At 72.7% G+C, this 13290-nt stretch carries 13 protein-coding genes and 1 pseudogene; 10 read left to right on the top strand and 4 right to left on the bottom strand.

Annotated elements, in window-relative coordinates:
• Nucleotides 1–4: 4 nt before the first annotated feature.
• The 5 genes from ACFYZJ_RS01795 (at nt 5) to ACFYZJ_RS01815 (ending at nt 4796) form a co-directional block, all read left to right on the top strand.
• Complete coding sequence (locus ACFYZJ_RS01795; RefSeq protein ID WP_388561740.1) at nt 5–1489, top strand: SulP family inorganic anion transporter; 1485 nt, start codon at nt 5–7, stop codon at nt 1487–1489.
• A 165-nt stretch (nt 1490–1654) separates the two neighbouring features.
• Nucleotides 1655–2707 (top strand): SPFH domain-containing protein, encoded by a 1053-nt coding sequence (locus tag ACFYZJ_RS01800; protein WP_388561742.1) that lies wholly within the window; start codon nt 1655–1657, stop codon nt 2705–2707.
• 37 nt (nt 2708–2744) lie between these two features.
• A complete protein-coding gene (locus tag ACFYZJ_RS01805) occupies nt 2745–3632 on the top strand; it encodes a PPK2 family polyphosphate kinase (RefSeq protein ID WP_388561744.1) in 888 nt (295 codons plus the stop codon).
• 74 nt (nt 3633–3706) lie between these two features.
• On the top strand, nt 3707–4570 hold the full coding sequence (locus ACFYZJ_RS01810) for a polysaccharide deacetylase family protein (protein WP_388561746.1): 864 nt from the start codon (nt 3707–3709) through the stop codon (nt 4568–4570).
• A 31-nt stretch (nt 4571–4601) separates the two neighbouring features.
• The gene (locus ACFYZJ_RS01815; protein ID WP_388561748.1) at nt 4602–4796 is read left to right on the top strand and encodes a hypothetical protein; all 195 of its coding nucleotides are present in this window, start codon (nt 4602–4604) and stop codon (nt 4794–4796) included.
• Nucleotides 4797–4803: 7 nt separating this feature from the next.
• Here ACFYZJ_RS01815 and ACFYZJ_RS01820 read toward each other — a convergent pair.
• A pseudogene (locus tag ACFYZJ_RS01820) lies at nt 4804–4997 on the bottom strand (ATP-binding cassette domain-containing protein); the annotation flags it as partial.
• A gap of 57 nt (nt 4998–5054) precedes the next feature.
• Between ACFYZJ_RS01820 and ACFYZJ_RS01825 the strand changes: the two are divergent.
• The 3 genes from ACFYZJ_RS01825 (at nt 5055) to ACFYZJ_RS01835 (ending at nt 8397) form a co-directional block, all read left to right on the top strand.
• Nucleotides 5055–5813: a peptidyl-tRNA hydrolase gene (locus tag ACFYZJ_RS01825; protein ID WP_388561750.1), complete on the top strand. Its 759-nt coding sequence runs from the start codon at nt 5055–5057 to the stop codon at nt 5811–5813.
• Nucleotides 5814–6035: 222 nt separating this feature from the next.
• Nucleotides 6036–7340 (top strand): DUF692 domain-containing protein, encoded by a 1305-nt coding sequence (locus tag ACFYZJ_RS01830; RefSeq protein ID WP_388561752.1) that lies wholly within the window; start codon nt 6036–6038, stop codon nt 7338–7340.
• A gap of 295 nt (nt 7341–7635) precedes the next feature.
• Nucleotides 7636–8397 (top strand): DUF4142 domain-containing protein, encoded by a 762-nt coding sequence (locus ACFYZJ_RS01835; protein ID WP_388561754.1) that lies wholly within the window; start codon nt 7636–7638, stop codon nt 8395–8397.
• Nucleotides 8398–8659: 262 nt separating this feature from the next.
• Here the strand turns inward: ACFYZJ_RS01835 and hemQ are convergent, their stop codons facing one another.
• Complete coding sequence (gene hemQ, locus ACFYZJ_RS01840; RefSeq protein WP_388561756.1) at nt 8660–9391, bottom strand: hydrogen peroxide-dependent heme synthase; 732 nt, start codon at nt 9389–9391, stop codon at nt 8660–8662.
• Between the two features lie 4 nt (nt 9392–9395).
• Nucleotides 9396–10853 carry a protoporphyrinogen oxidase gene (hemG, locus tag ACFYZJ_RS01845; RefSeq protein WP_388561758.1) on the bottom strand — a complete coding sequence of 486 codons (1458 nt, stop codon included), beginning with the start codon at nt 10851–10853 and terminating at the stop codon, nt 9396–9398.
• A 159-nt stretch (nt 10854–11012) separates the two neighbouring features.
• Between hemG and ACFYZJ_RS01850 the strand changes: the two genes are divergently transcribed.
• Nucleotides 11013–11357, top strand: coding sequence for a hypothetical protein (locus tag ACFYZJ_RS01850; RefSeq protein WP_388561760.1), 345 nt, complete (start codon nt 11013–11015; stop codon nt 11355–11357).
• Nucleotides 11358–11372: 15 nt separating this feature from the next.
• Nucleotides 11373–12782 (top strand): FAD-dependent oxidoreductase, encoded by a 1410-nt coding sequence (locus tag ACFYZJ_RS01855; RefSeq protein WP_388562204.1) that lies wholly within the window; start codon nt 11373–11375, stop codon nt 12780–12782.
• Between the two features lie 123 nt (nt 12783–12905).
• On the opposite strand, the gene ACFYZJ_RS01860 is transcribed toward ACFYZJ_RS01855, so the two are convergent.
• The gene (locus ACFYZJ_RS01860) at nt 12906–13247 is read right to left on the bottom strand and encodes a hypothetical protein (RefSeq protein WP_388561762.1); all 342 of its coding nucleotides are present in this window, start codon (nt 13245–13247) and stop codon (nt 12906–12908) included.
• Nucleotides 13248–13290 lie beyond the last annotated feature (43 nt).

Below are 13290 nucleotides of genomic sequence, written 5' to 3' on the forward strand. Positions count from 1 at the left end.
ACCGATGACCAAGTTTCCTTACCTGAGGCAGGACTTCGCCGCCTCCATAGTCGTCTTCCTGGTCGCCGTGCCGCTGTGCGTCGGCGTGGCGGTCGCCTCCGGCGTCCCGGCAGAGCTCGGACTGGTCACCGGCATCGTGGGCGGGCTCGTCACAGGGTTCATGCCCGGTAGCAGCCTTCAGGTGTCAGGGCCGGCCGCCGGCCTGACCGTGCTGGTCTTCGAGGCCGTCAGCGAGTTCGGTGTGCCGGCGCTCGGCGTGATCGTGCTGGTGGCCGGACTGCTCCAGCTCGCCATGGGCTTTCTCAAGGTGGGCCGCTGGTTCCGGGCGATATCCGTCTCCGTTGTCGAGGGCATGCTCTGCGGCATCGGGCTCGTGATCATCGCCGGTCAGATATACGCGGCGGCGGGCCTGAAGGCCCCCAAGACCGGCGTCGGCAAGATCGCGGGCCTGCCGGGAGCTTTCGTCGACGTCCTGAGCAGCACGGAGGCCCTGACCTCGCTCGCGATCGGCGCGGGCACCATCGCCGTCATCCTGCTGTGGAAGAAGATGCCCAAGGCCGCGCAGGCCGTGCCCGGTGCCCTCGCGGCGGTCGTGCTGGCCACGGTCGCCACGCTCGCCTTCAGCCTGCCGGTCGCCACGGTGAAGGTGGAGGGTCTGATCGGCGTCGTCCAGCCGCCCGGGGCCGAGGCCCTGGGTGAGCTGGCCTCCCCGGCCATCTGGGGCACCATCCTCGCGTTCACGCTGATCGCCTCGGCGGAGAGCCTGTTCAGCGCGGCGGCAGTGGACCGGCTGCACGACGGTCCGCGCACCGAGTACAACAAGGAGATGATCGCCCAGGGTGCGGGCAACACGGTGTGCGGTCTGCTCGGCGCCCTGCCGATGACCGCGGTGATCGTGCGCAGCTCAGCCAATGTCAACGCGGGCGCGAAGACCAAGGCCTCCCGCGTCCTGCACGGCGTGTGGCTGCTGCTGTTCGCCGCCGCGATGCCGTGGGCCCTGGCGCTGATCCCCATTCCCGCCCTCGCCGGCATTCTGGTCCACGCCGGCTGGAAGCTGATCCCGTTCCGACAGGTCGCGTCGCTGTGGCGGTCGCACCGGGGCGAGGCGCTGATCCTCGTGGTCACCGCCGCCTCGATCGTCGCGGTGAACATGTTCGAGGGCGTGCTGATCGGTCTGGCCCTGTCGGTCGTCAAGACCGCCTGGGAGGCGTCGCAGGTCAAGCTGGAGGTCATCGACAAGGGCGCCGGCCCCATCCAGGCGTACCTTTCGGGCAATGCGACGTTCCTGCGGCTGCCGAAGATCCTCGACAGTCTGGAGGCCCTCCCGCAGGACCGGCCCGTGGAGCTGGACCTCTCCGGGTTGCACCACGTGGACCACGCCTGCCGTACGGCCCTGGACAACTGGGCGGAGCGGCACAGCGTGCCCGGGACCGAGCCGGTGCGGGTGACGTCCGGCACGGAGCCGCTGCAGATGGCGTCCGGCACCTGACGACCCGGGGCCGCTCGGCCCCCGAACCCCTGGGGCCCGCCGGTGGTGCATCGGCGGGCCCTCGGTTGTGCACCGGCGGCCCTCGGCTGTCCCTCGCCTGGTGGGCACCTGCGGAACTATCGTGGCAAGTGCACACATACCGGGCCTCTCGACGAGGGGGTCGTCATGCTCCAGGAGCTGGTGGGTGCCCTGGTGGGGGCCGGCGTCGCGGGACTCGTGGGCCTCGCCTCGGCGGCACGGGTCGTCAAGCAGTACGAGCGCGGGGTGGTCTTCCGCTTCGGGCGGCTCCTCGGGGCGCCCCGGCCGCCGGGCTTCACCCTGATCGTGCCCATGGTGGACCGGCTGCAGAAGGTCAACATGCAGATCGTGACGCTGCCGATCCCCGCGCAGGAGGGCATCACCCGGGACAACGTGACCGTGCGGGTGGACGCCGTCGTGTACTTCAAGGTGGTCGACCCGGCGAACGCGCTGATCCAGGTCGAGGACTACCGCTTCGCGGTGTCGCAGATGGCGCAGACCTCGCTGCGCTCGATCATCGGCAAGAGCGACCTGGACGACCTGCTGTCCAACCGGGAGAAGCTCAACCAGGGCTTGGAGCTGATGATCGACAGCCCCGCCGTCGGGTGGGGCGTGCAGATCGACCGGGTGGAGATCAAGGACGTGTCGCTGCCGGACGCGATGAAGCGGTCCATGGCCCGGCAGGCCGAGGCCGACCGCGAACGTCGGGCGCGCATCATCAACGCGGACGCCGAGCTCCAGGCGTCCAAGAAGCTGGCGGAGGCCGCCGGGGTGATGTCCGACCAGCCCGCCGCGCTCCAACTGCGGCTGCTGCAGACGGTGGTGGCGGTCGCGGCGGAGAAGAACTCGACGCTGGTACTGCCGTTCCCGGTGGAGCTGCTCAGGTTCCTGGAACGCGCGGCGCAGCAGCACGAGGGGCAGCCCGCGGCGGACGGTGCCCGCGCCCCCTCGCCGACGGCCCCACAGGCTCCGCCGGCGGTCACGGCCGGGCAGGCGGCCGAGGACGACGCCACGGCCGCCCGTACACCTCCGGCCGAGTCCGCTCCCCCGCCGACGAGCGAGCCCGCGCCCGACCTCCCGGAGGAGACGACCCGCGACCTCCCCGACCTCCCGGAGGAGACGACCCGCGACCTCCCCGACCTCCCGGAGGAGACGACCCGCGCACTGTCCTCCGAGAACGCCGTGACGCCTCCGTTCTAGAGCCCGGATGCGTGCGGCCGTCCACCAAGGGTGCGCCATGGCGAAGAAGCGTGACGGGGCTCCGCTGCGTGACCTGCTCCGCCTCCCCGTCGGCGAACCCGTCGACCTGACCGCCCATGATGCCGGCGCGACACCCGGCGGTCCCGGTGACAAGGCCGCCGGGGTCGCGGCCACCGCCCGTATGGGCAAGGACCTCGCCACCCTGCAGGAACGCCTGTGGGCCGCCGCGACCGCGGGGGACCGCCGCCGGATCCTGCTGGTGCTCCAGGGCATGGACACCAGCGGCAAGGGCGGCACGGTCAAGCACGTCATCGGCCTGCTCAACCCGGCGGGCTGCCGCATCCACGCCTTCAAGGCGCCCACACCCGAGGAACGGCGGCACGACTTCCTCTGGCGCGTGGTGCAGGCGCTCCCGCGCCCCGGCGAGATCGGCATCTTCGACCGCTCGCACTACGAGGACGTACTGATCGCCAAGGTCCGCTCGCTGGCCCCCTACGACGAGATCGAGAGCCGGTACGGCCGGATCAACGGCTTCGAGACGTCCCTGACGGACGACGGGGTGACGATCGTCAAGTGCTTCCTGCACATCTCCTTCCAGGAACAGCGGCGCCGCCTGCTCAAACGGCTCGACAAACCGCACAAGCGGTGGAAGTTCGCCCCCGGCGACCTCGACGAACGGGCCCTGTGGCCGGCTTACCAGCGGGCGTACGAGACGGCTCTGACCCGCTGCGCCACCCTGGCCGCGCCCTGGTACGTGATCCCGGCCGACCACAAGTGGTATCGCAACTGGGCGGTCAGCAGGCTCCTGCTGGAGCACCTGCGCGAGCTGGATCCTCAGTACCCGACGGCGGACTTCGACGTGGAAGCGTGCCGCGCACTGCTGGCGGAGGGCGCGGTGCGGCCGCGGCTGCGGCCGGGAGGGTGACAGGACCGACCGCTCCCACCGGGACCACCCGAAATATTCGCTTTTGACGGCAACCGCCGCCTTACGTTCGTACGGTGATCGCTCTTGTACGACGTGTCGCCTGCCTTGCCGCGCTCTGTGCCCTCGGCGCCGCGTTCGCCGCCTGCGGAGCCGACGAGGCCCCCCGGCACCACCCCGTGCGGGGCGCCACGGACCACCCCGGCTCCCCCTCGGCGATCCCCGGCACGCCGCCCATCCACGCGCCGGTGCCCGATGGACTCGCGCCCGTCTTCCAGAAGGGTCCGACGCGCGACAAGACTGTCGCCCTCACCTTTGACGCGGACATGACCGCCGACCAGGGACAGCGGGCGGATGACGGCGAAGCGTTCGACAACCCGGACCTGATCGACACGCTGCGGGACCTGGAGGTGCCGGCGACCGTGTTCATGACGGGGCGCTGGGCGGACCAGTACCCCGAGGAGGCGCGGGACATCGGCGAGGACCAGCTCTTCGAGGTCGGCAACCACTCATACAGCCACTACTCCTTCACCCGGAGCTGCTTCGGCCTGCCGGTCCTGCCGGAGCAGCAGCTGCGCTCGGACGTGGAGCGCGCCTTCACCGCGATCCGCAAGGCCGGAGTGCCCCACGTGATGCCGTACTTCCGCTTCCCCGGCGGCTGCTACGACGACCGAGCCCTGCGCGCGATCGCTCCTCTCGGGGTCACCGTCATCCAGTGGGACGTGGTGAGCGGGGACGCGTCCACCACGGACGCGAGCCGGGTCGCGCGGCAGGTGCTGGAGGGGGTGCGGCCCGGTTCCGTGGTGGTGATGCACTGCACCCGCAGCGCGGCCCCGGTGACGGAGGAGGCGGTGCGGGCGGTGGTGCCGGAGCTGCGCGCGCGTGGGTACCGGTTCGTGAAGGTCTCGCAGCTGATCGAGGCCTCGGGCCGGCGCCGGTAGGGACCGCGACAGGCATGCCTACGCTGGGGCCATGAGCGATGACCGCGCCATGAGCGCCTACTGCGACACCCGCACCCCGCACCCGGCGCCCGAGGCGGGCGGCCCGCCGTTCGCCGAGTGCGTGCTGTGCCGCGAGCCGACGGAGTACCCGGAGTCGTACAAGGGGATCACGCTCTGCCCCGTCTGCGAGTGGCAGGAGGCCCAGCGCACCGCCTGCTCCGGATGACGGCGTTGCGGCCGGTGACGCGGCCCTCGCTGGGCGCGTCGATGTTGGCCAGGAGGCGCAGCAGGGTGGACTTGCCGCTGCCGTTCGCGCCCTCGACCCGGATCAGCGAGCCCGGGCGGCACCGTGAGGTCGACCCAGCACCCAGGGCCCGCGGAGGCCGTGACGGCGGCCGACACCCGCCAGGTGCAGATCGTGTCGCATGGAGGCATCCTCGCCCAGTTGTCCGGACGCACGCACACGCACGCACAGGCTTCGGGCATGGAATCCTCCGATCTTCCGCCTGGCAGACTGGACGTCGTGACCAGTGACCAGACCCGCGAGGACAGCCCGTTCCGTTCCGAGCCCACCGCGCGCGACGAGGCGCCGCAGTTCGTACTGCCGCTCGTCGTGCGCATCGAGCGCGCCGCTCCCCCGGCCCGCACGGACGCCCTGGAGACGGCGGCACGCGCCGTGCTCGTGATGCTGAGCGACGAGCGCTCACTGAGCGACGGGGAGTGGGCGCGGGCGATGCGGGACTGGCAGGACGCGCGGATCCGCAAGGTGGTGCGGCGGGCGCGCGGCGCGGAGTGGCGACGGGCCGAGGCGCTGCCGGGCATCACGGTCACCGGCAAGTCGGCGGAGGTCCGTGTCTTCCCTCCGGTCCCGCTGGACGGCTGGCCGAAGGACCTGGCCCGGCTTCAGGTCTCCGGCACGGATCTGGAGGACCCGGAGCCGCCGCTGGAGGCCGACCCGACGGCCCCCGTGCTGTGGCTGAACCCGGATCTGGAGATGTCGGCCGGCAAGGCGATGGCCCAGGCGGGCCACGGCGCCCAACTCGCCTGGTGGGCCCTGCCGGACGAGGAGCGCGCGGCCTGGCGTGACGCCGGCTTTCCCCTGGCGGTCCGCACCGCCCCCCGGTCCCGATGGCGTCAACTGACCACCTCGGGCCTGCCGTTGGTCCGCGACGCAGGCTTCACGGAGATCGCCCCGGGCAGCTGCACGGTGGTGGCGGACCATCCGGGTCTGCGCCGGACCTGACCACGGTCCGCCCTCGCCCCGGAAGCAGCCCGTACAGCGGACCCGCCGCAGGCGACGCTACGGCTGCCGGGCCGGGGCCCCGAACCGGCAGAACCTCAAATGTCGCTCTGAAGGTCCCCGGCGCGGGGTTCGGTGCCGACGGCCGGGGCCATGACTCCGTCACCGCGACAACGTCGGCGGGTGGTCCCCGGGTCCCGGCGGGCCGGTGCGAGGGAGGGGACGATGGACCGACTGGGAACGGGCATCGGGTGGCGGCCGGAGATCGCCGACGCGGTGGAGCGCATGCCGGGCCTCGACTGGGTCGAGGTCGTGGCCGAGAACGTGTGCCCCGGACACCTCCCCGAGTCACTGCTGCGGCTGCGCGAGCGCGGAGTCACCGTCGTCCCGCACGGTGTGTCCCTCGGTCTCGGCGGCGCGGACCGCCCCGACGAGGCCCGGCTGGCCGCCCTGGCCGAGCGGGTCGAGGCCCTGGGCGCGCCGCTCGTCACCGAGCACATCGCGTTCGTACGGGCGGGCGGGGCACGGACGGCGTCGCCGCTGCTGGAGGCCGGGCACCTGCTACCGGTGCCGCGCACCCGGGATGCGCTCGAAGTGCTCTGCGAGAACATCAGGATCGCTCAGGACGCGTTGCCCGTGCCGCTCGCCGTGGAGAACATCGCGGCGCTGATCTCCTGGCCGGGCGAGGAGATGACCGAGGGGCAGTTCCTGTACGAGCTGGTGGAGCGCACCGGCATACGGCTGCTGATCGACGTGGCCAACCTGCACACCAACCACGTCAACCGGGGTGAGGACCCGGCGAAGGCGCTGGACGAGCTGCCCGTCGAGGCGATCGCGTACGTCCATGTCGCGGGCGGCTACGAACGTGACGGCGTCTGGCACGACAGCCACGCCCACCCGGTCCCGCCACCGGTACTGGACATCCTGGCGGACCTGGCGTCCCGTACCGCGCCACCCGGCGTCCTGCTGGAACGGGACGAGAACTTCCCGGAACCGGCCGAGCTGGAACGGGAGTTGGCCGTCGTCCGGGAGACGGTGGAGAAGGCCGCGCCCGGGCCGCGGACGAGTACACCCCTGGGGGCGGCGGGGAGCGGGCGTCCGGAGGCCGACACCGAGGCGGCCCGGGAGCGGCTGGGTCTCGCTCAGGCCGCGCTGTTGTCCTGTCTCGTCGCCGGCACTCCGGTGCCGGAGGGGTTCGACCGGGTGCGGCTCGGGGTGCAGGCCCGGGCCCTCGCCGCCAAGCGGGCCGGTGTGGTGGCCAAGGTCGCGCCCGAGTTGCCCGGCATCCTCGGGGAGGGTTACCGGTCCGCCTTCCTCGGCTACGCCCAGCGGCACCCGATGACGGGCGGCTACCGGCGCGACGCCCTCGATTTCGCCGGGCACCTGCTGCTCACCGGGCGGCCCGAGGACAGCGAGGCGCGGCGCCGGCTGCGCGCGTGGTGGCTGGAGCGTTCGGGCCCCACGCCGCCGTCCCGGCGTCCTGCCGCCCGTATGCTGCGCGCCACGCGCCGGGTCCTGCGGCGTCACTGAAGCGCACTCCCGCCGGGCGCCGCCCACGTCCACCCGCCGCCTATCACTCCCGCGCCCACTCCGGGGCCGTCCGAGGGGAATGTGCCGCGGTTAACACAACAGTCGCGCCCAACGACGAGAGCGGTTGCTTGCCGCGGTTAGTCCCGCAATGCCCACCCTTGTCACCGCGGCATTCAGCGTGTGATGCCTTTTTTCAAGCGCTTTGTCTCCGGCAGCAGTTGGCGCATACGGCCCAGTAATATGCCAACTCGCACCCGAAGCGCACTAGCGTGCGGTGCCGCAAGCAGGAGGCACCATGAGATCGAGACCCGTCCGAGGCCGCGGTATCCTCAGCGGCACCGGGACCCTCGTCATCTTGCTCGCGGGGACCCTGGCCGCGCTCGTGTTCCCGATCTGGTCCTACGCGGACCGCTCCGGTACAGGCGTGGACACCCTGAACGCCGAGTCCGTGTCGACGCAGTACGGCCCGCTGTCCGCGCTGGACCGCGACTTCATCACCAAGGTCCGGCTGGCCGGGCTGTGGGAGCTGCCCGCCGGACAGCAGGCCGAGCAGAAGGGCACCACCCAGGCCGTCCGCACCGCGGGCGAGCACCTGGTGACGGGCCACACCTTCCTGGACGCCCGGGTCCGCGACGTCGCGGCACGGCTCGGCCTCGCCCTGCCCAACCAGCCGAACGCCCAGCAGCGTCAGTGGCTCACGACCCTGGACGCCGCCCAGGGCGAGGAGTACGACCGCGACTTCGCCAACCTGCTGCGCCGGGCACACGGCAAGGTCTTCACCGTCGTCGCCCAGGTCCGCGCCACGACCCGCAACTCGCTCGTGCGCGCCCTCGCCGACGATGCGAACGCGACGGTGCTGGACCACATCAAGGTCCTGGAGGCCACCGGTTACGTCGACTTCGACGCCCTGGCGCAGGACGCGGCCACCGCGAGCCCGCCGCCGCTCACCCACTCCCCCGCTCCGCCGGGGCCGACGGACGACCCCGGCACACCGGTACCGGTGACCCCGTCGCAGACCTATTCCCTGCCGCCGGCCGCCTCCAGCCCACCGCCCTGACGAACCGAGGGGGCGTGGCCACCCGCGCCCCCGTCCTGGTGCGCTCAGGCCGGCCCGGCCACCAGCTCGGCCACGGACTTCCGCCGCCCGATGCTGCACCATCTGGGGGACAACCCCCAGACCCCCGGCCCACCGACAGAGCACCCCCTCGTATCAGGCCAGCCCAGCCACCAGCTCGGCCACGGACTTCCGCCGCCCGATGCTGCACCATCTGGGGGACAACCCCCAGACCCCCGGCCGACCGACAGGGCACCCCCTCGTATCAGGCCAGCCCGGCCACCAGCTCGGCCACGGACTTCCGCCGCCCGGTGAAGAAGGGCACCTCCTCGCGGACGTGCCTGCGGGCCTCGGAGCCGCGCAGGTGGCGCATGAGGTCGACGATGCGGTACAGCTCGTCGGCCTCGAAGGCCAGGATCCACTCGTAGTCACCGAGGGAGAACGACGCGACCGTGTTGGCCCGCACGTCCGGGTAGCCGCGGGCCATCTTGCCGTGGTCCGCCAGCATGCGGCGGCGGTCCTCGTCCGGCAGCAGATACCAGTCGTAGGAACGCACGAACGGATAGACGCTGACGTAGTTGCGCGGCGTCTCGTCGGCGAGGAACGCCGGGATGTGCGAGCGGTTGAACTCGGCCGGGCGGTGCAGCGCCATGTTGGACCACACCGGTTCCAGGGCCCTGCCCAGCTTCGTGCGGCGGAAGAGGTTGTACGCCTCCTGGAGCTGGTCGCTGGTCTCGGCGTGCCACCAGATCATGAGGTCGGCGTCGGCGCGCAGGCCGGACACGTCGTACGTGCCGCGGATGGTCACGTCCTTGGCGGCGAGCTGGTCGAACAGCTCCTGGACCTCGTCGGCGTACCCGGCGCGGTCCTCGGGCAGCACGTCCTTCAGCTTGAAGACGGACCACAGCGTGTAGCGGATGACCTCGTTGAGGTCCTTGGCCAGCTTGCCCTTGTTCGGGATCCTGCCGGACTCGGTGGTGGGGGCGTCGTCACTCATGCACCTATTCTCCCGCTCCGCCGTGCAGGCTCTGCACCGGGTTCGCGGTGAGCTCCTGCACACCGCGAACGTCACCGCCGAGCTGGTCGACGGCCGCGTACGCACTCGCGATGCACGCCGGGATACCGACCCCGTCGTACACCGCCCCGCACACCGCGAGCCCCGGCAGCTTCGCGACATGCTCACGGATGCGGGCCACGCGCGCGTGGTGACCGACCGGGTACTGCGGCAGGCCGTCGGTCCAGCGGGTGACGCGGGTCGCCACCGGGGCGGCGTCCAGGCCGGTCGCCGCGCGCAGGTCGTGCCGCGAGATGGCCACGAGGTCGGCGTCCTCCCGCTCGAGGATCTCGGTCTCGCCGTACCGCCCGACGGACGTCCTCAGCACCAGCACGTCCGGGTCCTCCTCGGCTGTCCACCCCCACTTCTGGGACGCGAAGGTCGACGCCTTGATCGTGCGCCCGTCGACGGGCGGCACCAGGAAGCCGCTGCCCTCCGGGAGGGAGACGTCGGCACGGCGGTAGGCGAGGGTGACCAGGGCCATCGAGGCGTACTCGACCGTGCGCAGTTCGGCGGCCGCGTCCGGGGACTCGGCGGCCAACAGCCGGGCGGCCACGGCGGCCGGCGCCGCGATCACCACCGCGTCCGCCCTCTCCGTGCGGCCCCCGGCGGTGACCTCCCACCCGTCGGGCGTGCGGCGCAGTCGGTCGGCGGCGGTGCCGAGCCGGATCTCACCGCCCCGCGACCGCACCGACTCCGCGACCGCGAGCGGCAGTCGGCCGACGCCTCCCTCGATCCCCATGAAGACCGGTCCGGTCTGCTGTGCCGTGGCGGCCTTCGCCTGGATCTCGCGGACCGCTTCCGTCAGCGAGTCGTGCGCCTTGGCGGCCTCGAAGAGCTGCGGGACCGCCGAGCGCAGCGAGATGCGGTAGGCGTCGCCCGCGTACACGCCGCCGAGCAGCGGCTCCACCAGACGGTCGACGACCTCGCGGCCGAGGCGTGCCGCCACGTACTCCCCCACCGCCACGTCGTCGCCGATCCGGGTGCGTGGCAGCTCCGCGTCCCGCTCGATCCGGGCGAGTCCCTCGTCGGACAGGACGCCGGACAGCGCGGAGGCGGTGCCGGGGACACCCATGACATGCCCCTTCGGCATGGGCCGCAGAGCGCCGCGGGTCCAGATCGAGGCGGTCGCCGTGGCCGGCGGCTGGAGACGGTCCGCGAGGCCCACCTCCCGGGCGAGCGCCACCGCCTCGGGCCGCCGCGCCAGCATCGACTCGGCCCCGAGATCGACCCGCACGCCCGCGATCTCGCCGGGCAGCAGCTTGCCGCCGACCCGGTCGGACGCCTCCAGGACCGTGACCCGCGCGCCCCGGTCCAGCAGCCGGTGGGCGGCGGCCAGACCCGCGATCCCGCCCCCGATGACGACGACATGCCCCGCGCCCCCGCGGGCCTCCACTGCGCTCATGCCCCCAGCCTCTCAGACCCCCCTGACAACCCGGCGGGCGCCCGGTGTCCCGTCCGAGTGCCGACCGCGACCGCATCGGGACCGGATCCGGCCGACGTACCGCCGGGGCCTGGCGTCGAAGAAGCGTCCGTCACGACGACTTCCGGGGATTTTGACCGCATGCACACTCCACGCTCTCCACGCCCGGTGCGGGTGTCGGCCGCGATGCTGCTCGCCGCCGCGCTCGCGCTCGCGGGCTGCAGCGCCGACGGCACCGGCGCGTCGAGCGACAGCAAGGCCAAGGCCGCCTCGGGCGCGCAGGCACAGCGACAGGGCGCCGCCGGCAACGGCACGGGCGGCGGCGCCACGGCACGCGGCAGCACACCGAAGCTCACCCCGAACGCTGCTGCCGCGCCGCCCGGACCGGGTGCCGACGGCGACCGCACTCGGCCCGCTCCCCCTGGCCCGCACGGCACCGGAGCACGAGGGTCGGGGCGAGCAGGACCGAGGTGCCCCTGGCCGTAGCGTGTCCCCATGAGCATGAGCATGAGCCGTGCGAGCCGTACGAGCCGCCCACCCGAGCGTCTGGTCGTCATCGGCGGCGATGCGGCGGGCATGTCCGCCGCATCGCAGGCGCGCCGCCTCAAGGGCCCCGACGAACTGGAGATCGTGGCGTTCGAACGCGGCCACTTCTCCTCGTTCTCGGCGTGCGGCATCCCGTACTGGGTGGGCGGCGACGTCGCCGGCCGGGACGAGCTGATCGCCCGTACCCCCGAGGAGCACCGCGCGCGCGGCATCGACCTCAGGATGCGGACGGAGGTCACGGAGATCGACGTCGCGGCCGGCCGGGTCCGCGCCCGGAACGTCGATTCCGGAGCCGAGGCGTGGACGTCGTACGACAAGCTGGTGATCGCGACCGGGGCCCGCCCGATCCGCCCCGACCTGCCCGGCGCCGACGCGCCCGGGGTGCACGGGGTCCAGACCCTGGACGACGGCCAGGCGCTCCTGGACGCCCTTGCCGCCGCGAAGGGGCGCCGGGCGGTGGTGGTCGGCGCGGGCTACATCGGCGTGGAGATGGCCGAGGCGATGATCAACCGCGGTTACCGGGTCACGGTCGTCAACCGCGGCAGCGAACCCATGTCCACCCTCGACCCGGACATGGGCCGGCTGGTGCACCGGGCCATGGAGGGTCTCGGCATCACCATGGTGGACGACGCCGAGGTCACCAAGATCCTCACCGATGACGACGGCGAGGTCCGCGCGGTCGGCACGGAGGACGCCGAGTACCCGGCGGACGTGGTGGTCCTCGGCATCGGGGTACGGCCCGAGACGGGCCTGGCGCGGGCCGCCGGGCTGCCGCTCGGCGACCACGGCGGACTGCTCACGGACCTCGCGATGCGGGTGCGCGGGCACGAGAACATCTGGGCGGGCGGCGACTGCGTCGAGGTCCTCGACCTGGTCTCGGGCCGTGAGCGGCACATTCCGCTGGGCACGCACGCCAACAAGCACGGGCAGGTCATCGGCACCAACCTGGGCGGCGGCTACGCCACGTTCCCGGGTGTCGTCGGCACCGCCGTCAGCAAGGTCTGCGACCTGGAGATCGCCCGCACCGGGCTGCGCGAGAAGGACGCGCGGCGGGCGGGGCTGCAGTACGAGACGGTCACGATCGAGTCGACGAGCCGCGCGGGCTACTACCCGAACGCGGCCCCCATGACGGTCAAGATGCTCGCCGAACGCCGCACGGGCCGCCTCCTGGGCGTCCAGATCGTCGGCAGGGAGGGCGCGGCGAAGCGGGTGGACATCGCGGCGGTGGCGCTGACCGCGCGGATGACGGTGGAGGAGATGACGGCCCTGGACCTGGGGTACGCCCCGCCGTTCTCACCGGTGTGGGACCCGATCCTGGTGGCGGCCCGGAAGGCGGCAGCGGCGGTACGGCGAAACTCCGGGTGAGCGGAGGCGCCCCTGTGGGGGCGCGCCGGGCTGCGGCAATCTGCGGCTCCGCCGCGTGAGCGCGGCCGGCCGAAGGCAACCGGCACCCGGCCCGCCACCGCAGCCCCCACGGCGAGCCCCGTATCAAGCCGTCTCGTGCTGCCCGACCCCGTTGATCCGCTCGATGGCCTGCCGGGCCTGCTCGGTCGGCGGCCGGGAAGGCAGCGAGGAGACGGACGCCGAAGACGTCACCGCGGCCGGCTGCGGCTGAGCCATCGGCTTCGCATGCGCCGCGGCGCCCCGCGAGGACCGCAGCCGGTGGCTGACCGCCTCGTCGAGGGTCACGGGCCGCTGCATCTGGGTCGCGAGCCGCGCGGCCTCCTGGCCTAGTCGCGCGACGTCCTCCCAGGGCAGCTGGATCACCAGCGCGAGCTCGGCCTCGCCGTCGGGCAGGGCGTGTATCGGAGGAGTAACTCGGTCGTTCATCGCCTGTTCCTCACGTCGTCCCCGCGACACGCCTTCCCCGCAC

It is taken from the genome of Streptomyces sp. NPDC001848, assembly GCF_042891915.1.
Taxonomy (GTDB): Bacteria; Actinomycetota; Actinomycetes; order Streptomycetales; family Streptomycetaceae; genus Streptomyces.

What these genes read in the sequence shown, in the direction of transcription:
- ACFYZJ_RS01795 (WP_388561740.1), top strand. Translation starts at nt 5, where the DNA reads ATGACCAAGTTTCCTTACCTGAGGCAGGACTTCGCCGCCTCCATAGTC.
- ACFYZJ_RS01800 (WP_388561742.1), top strand. Translation starts at nt 1,655, where the DNA reads ATGCTCCAGGAGCTGGTGGGTGCCCTGGTGGGGGCCGGCGTCGCGGGA.
- ACFYZJ_RS01805 (WP_388561744.1), top strand. Translation starts at nt 2,745, where the DNA reads ATGGCGAAGAAGCGTGACGGGGCTCCGCTGCGTGACCTGCTCCGCCTC.
- ACFYZJ_RS01815 (WP_388561748.1), top strand. Translation starts at nt 4,602, where the DNA reads ATGAGCGATGACCGCGCCATGAGCGCCTACTGCGACACCCGCACCCCG.
- ACFYZJ_RS01825 (WP_388561750.1), top strand. Translation starts at nt 5,055, where the DNA reads ATGGAATCCTCCGATCTTCCGCCTGGCAGACTGGACGTCGTGACCAGT.
- ACFYZJ_RS01830 (WP_388561752.1), top strand. Translation starts at nt 6,036, where the DNA reads ATGGACCGACTGGGAACGGGCATCGGGTGGCGGCCGGAGATCGCCGAC.
- ACFYZJ_RS01835 (WP_388561754.1), top strand. Translation starts at nt 7,636, where the DNA reads ATGAGATCGAGACCCGTCCGAGGCCGCGGTATCCTCAGCGGCACCGGG.
- hemQ (WP_388561756.1), bottom strand. Translation starts at nt 9,391, where the DNA reads ATGAGTGACGACGCCCCCACCACCGAGTCCGGCAGGATCCCGAACAAG.
- hemG (WP_388561758.1), bottom strand. Translation starts at nt 10,853, where the DNA reads ATGAGCGCAGTGGAGGCCCGCGGGGGCGCGGGGCATGTCGTCGTCATC.
- ACFYZJ_RS01850 (WP_388561760.1), top strand. Translation starts at nt 11,013, where the DNA reads ATGCACACTCCACGCTCTCCACGCCCGGTGCGGGTGTCGGCCGCGATG.
- ACFYZJ_RS01855 (WP_388562204.1), top strand. Translation starts at nt 11,373, where the DNA reads ATGAGCATGAGCCGTGCGAGCCGTACGAGCCGCCCACCCGAGCGTCTG.
- ACFYZJ_RS01860 (WP_388561762.1), bottom strand. Translation starts at nt 13,247, where the DNA reads ATGAACGACCGAGTTACTCCTCCGATACACGCCCTGCCCGACGGCGAG.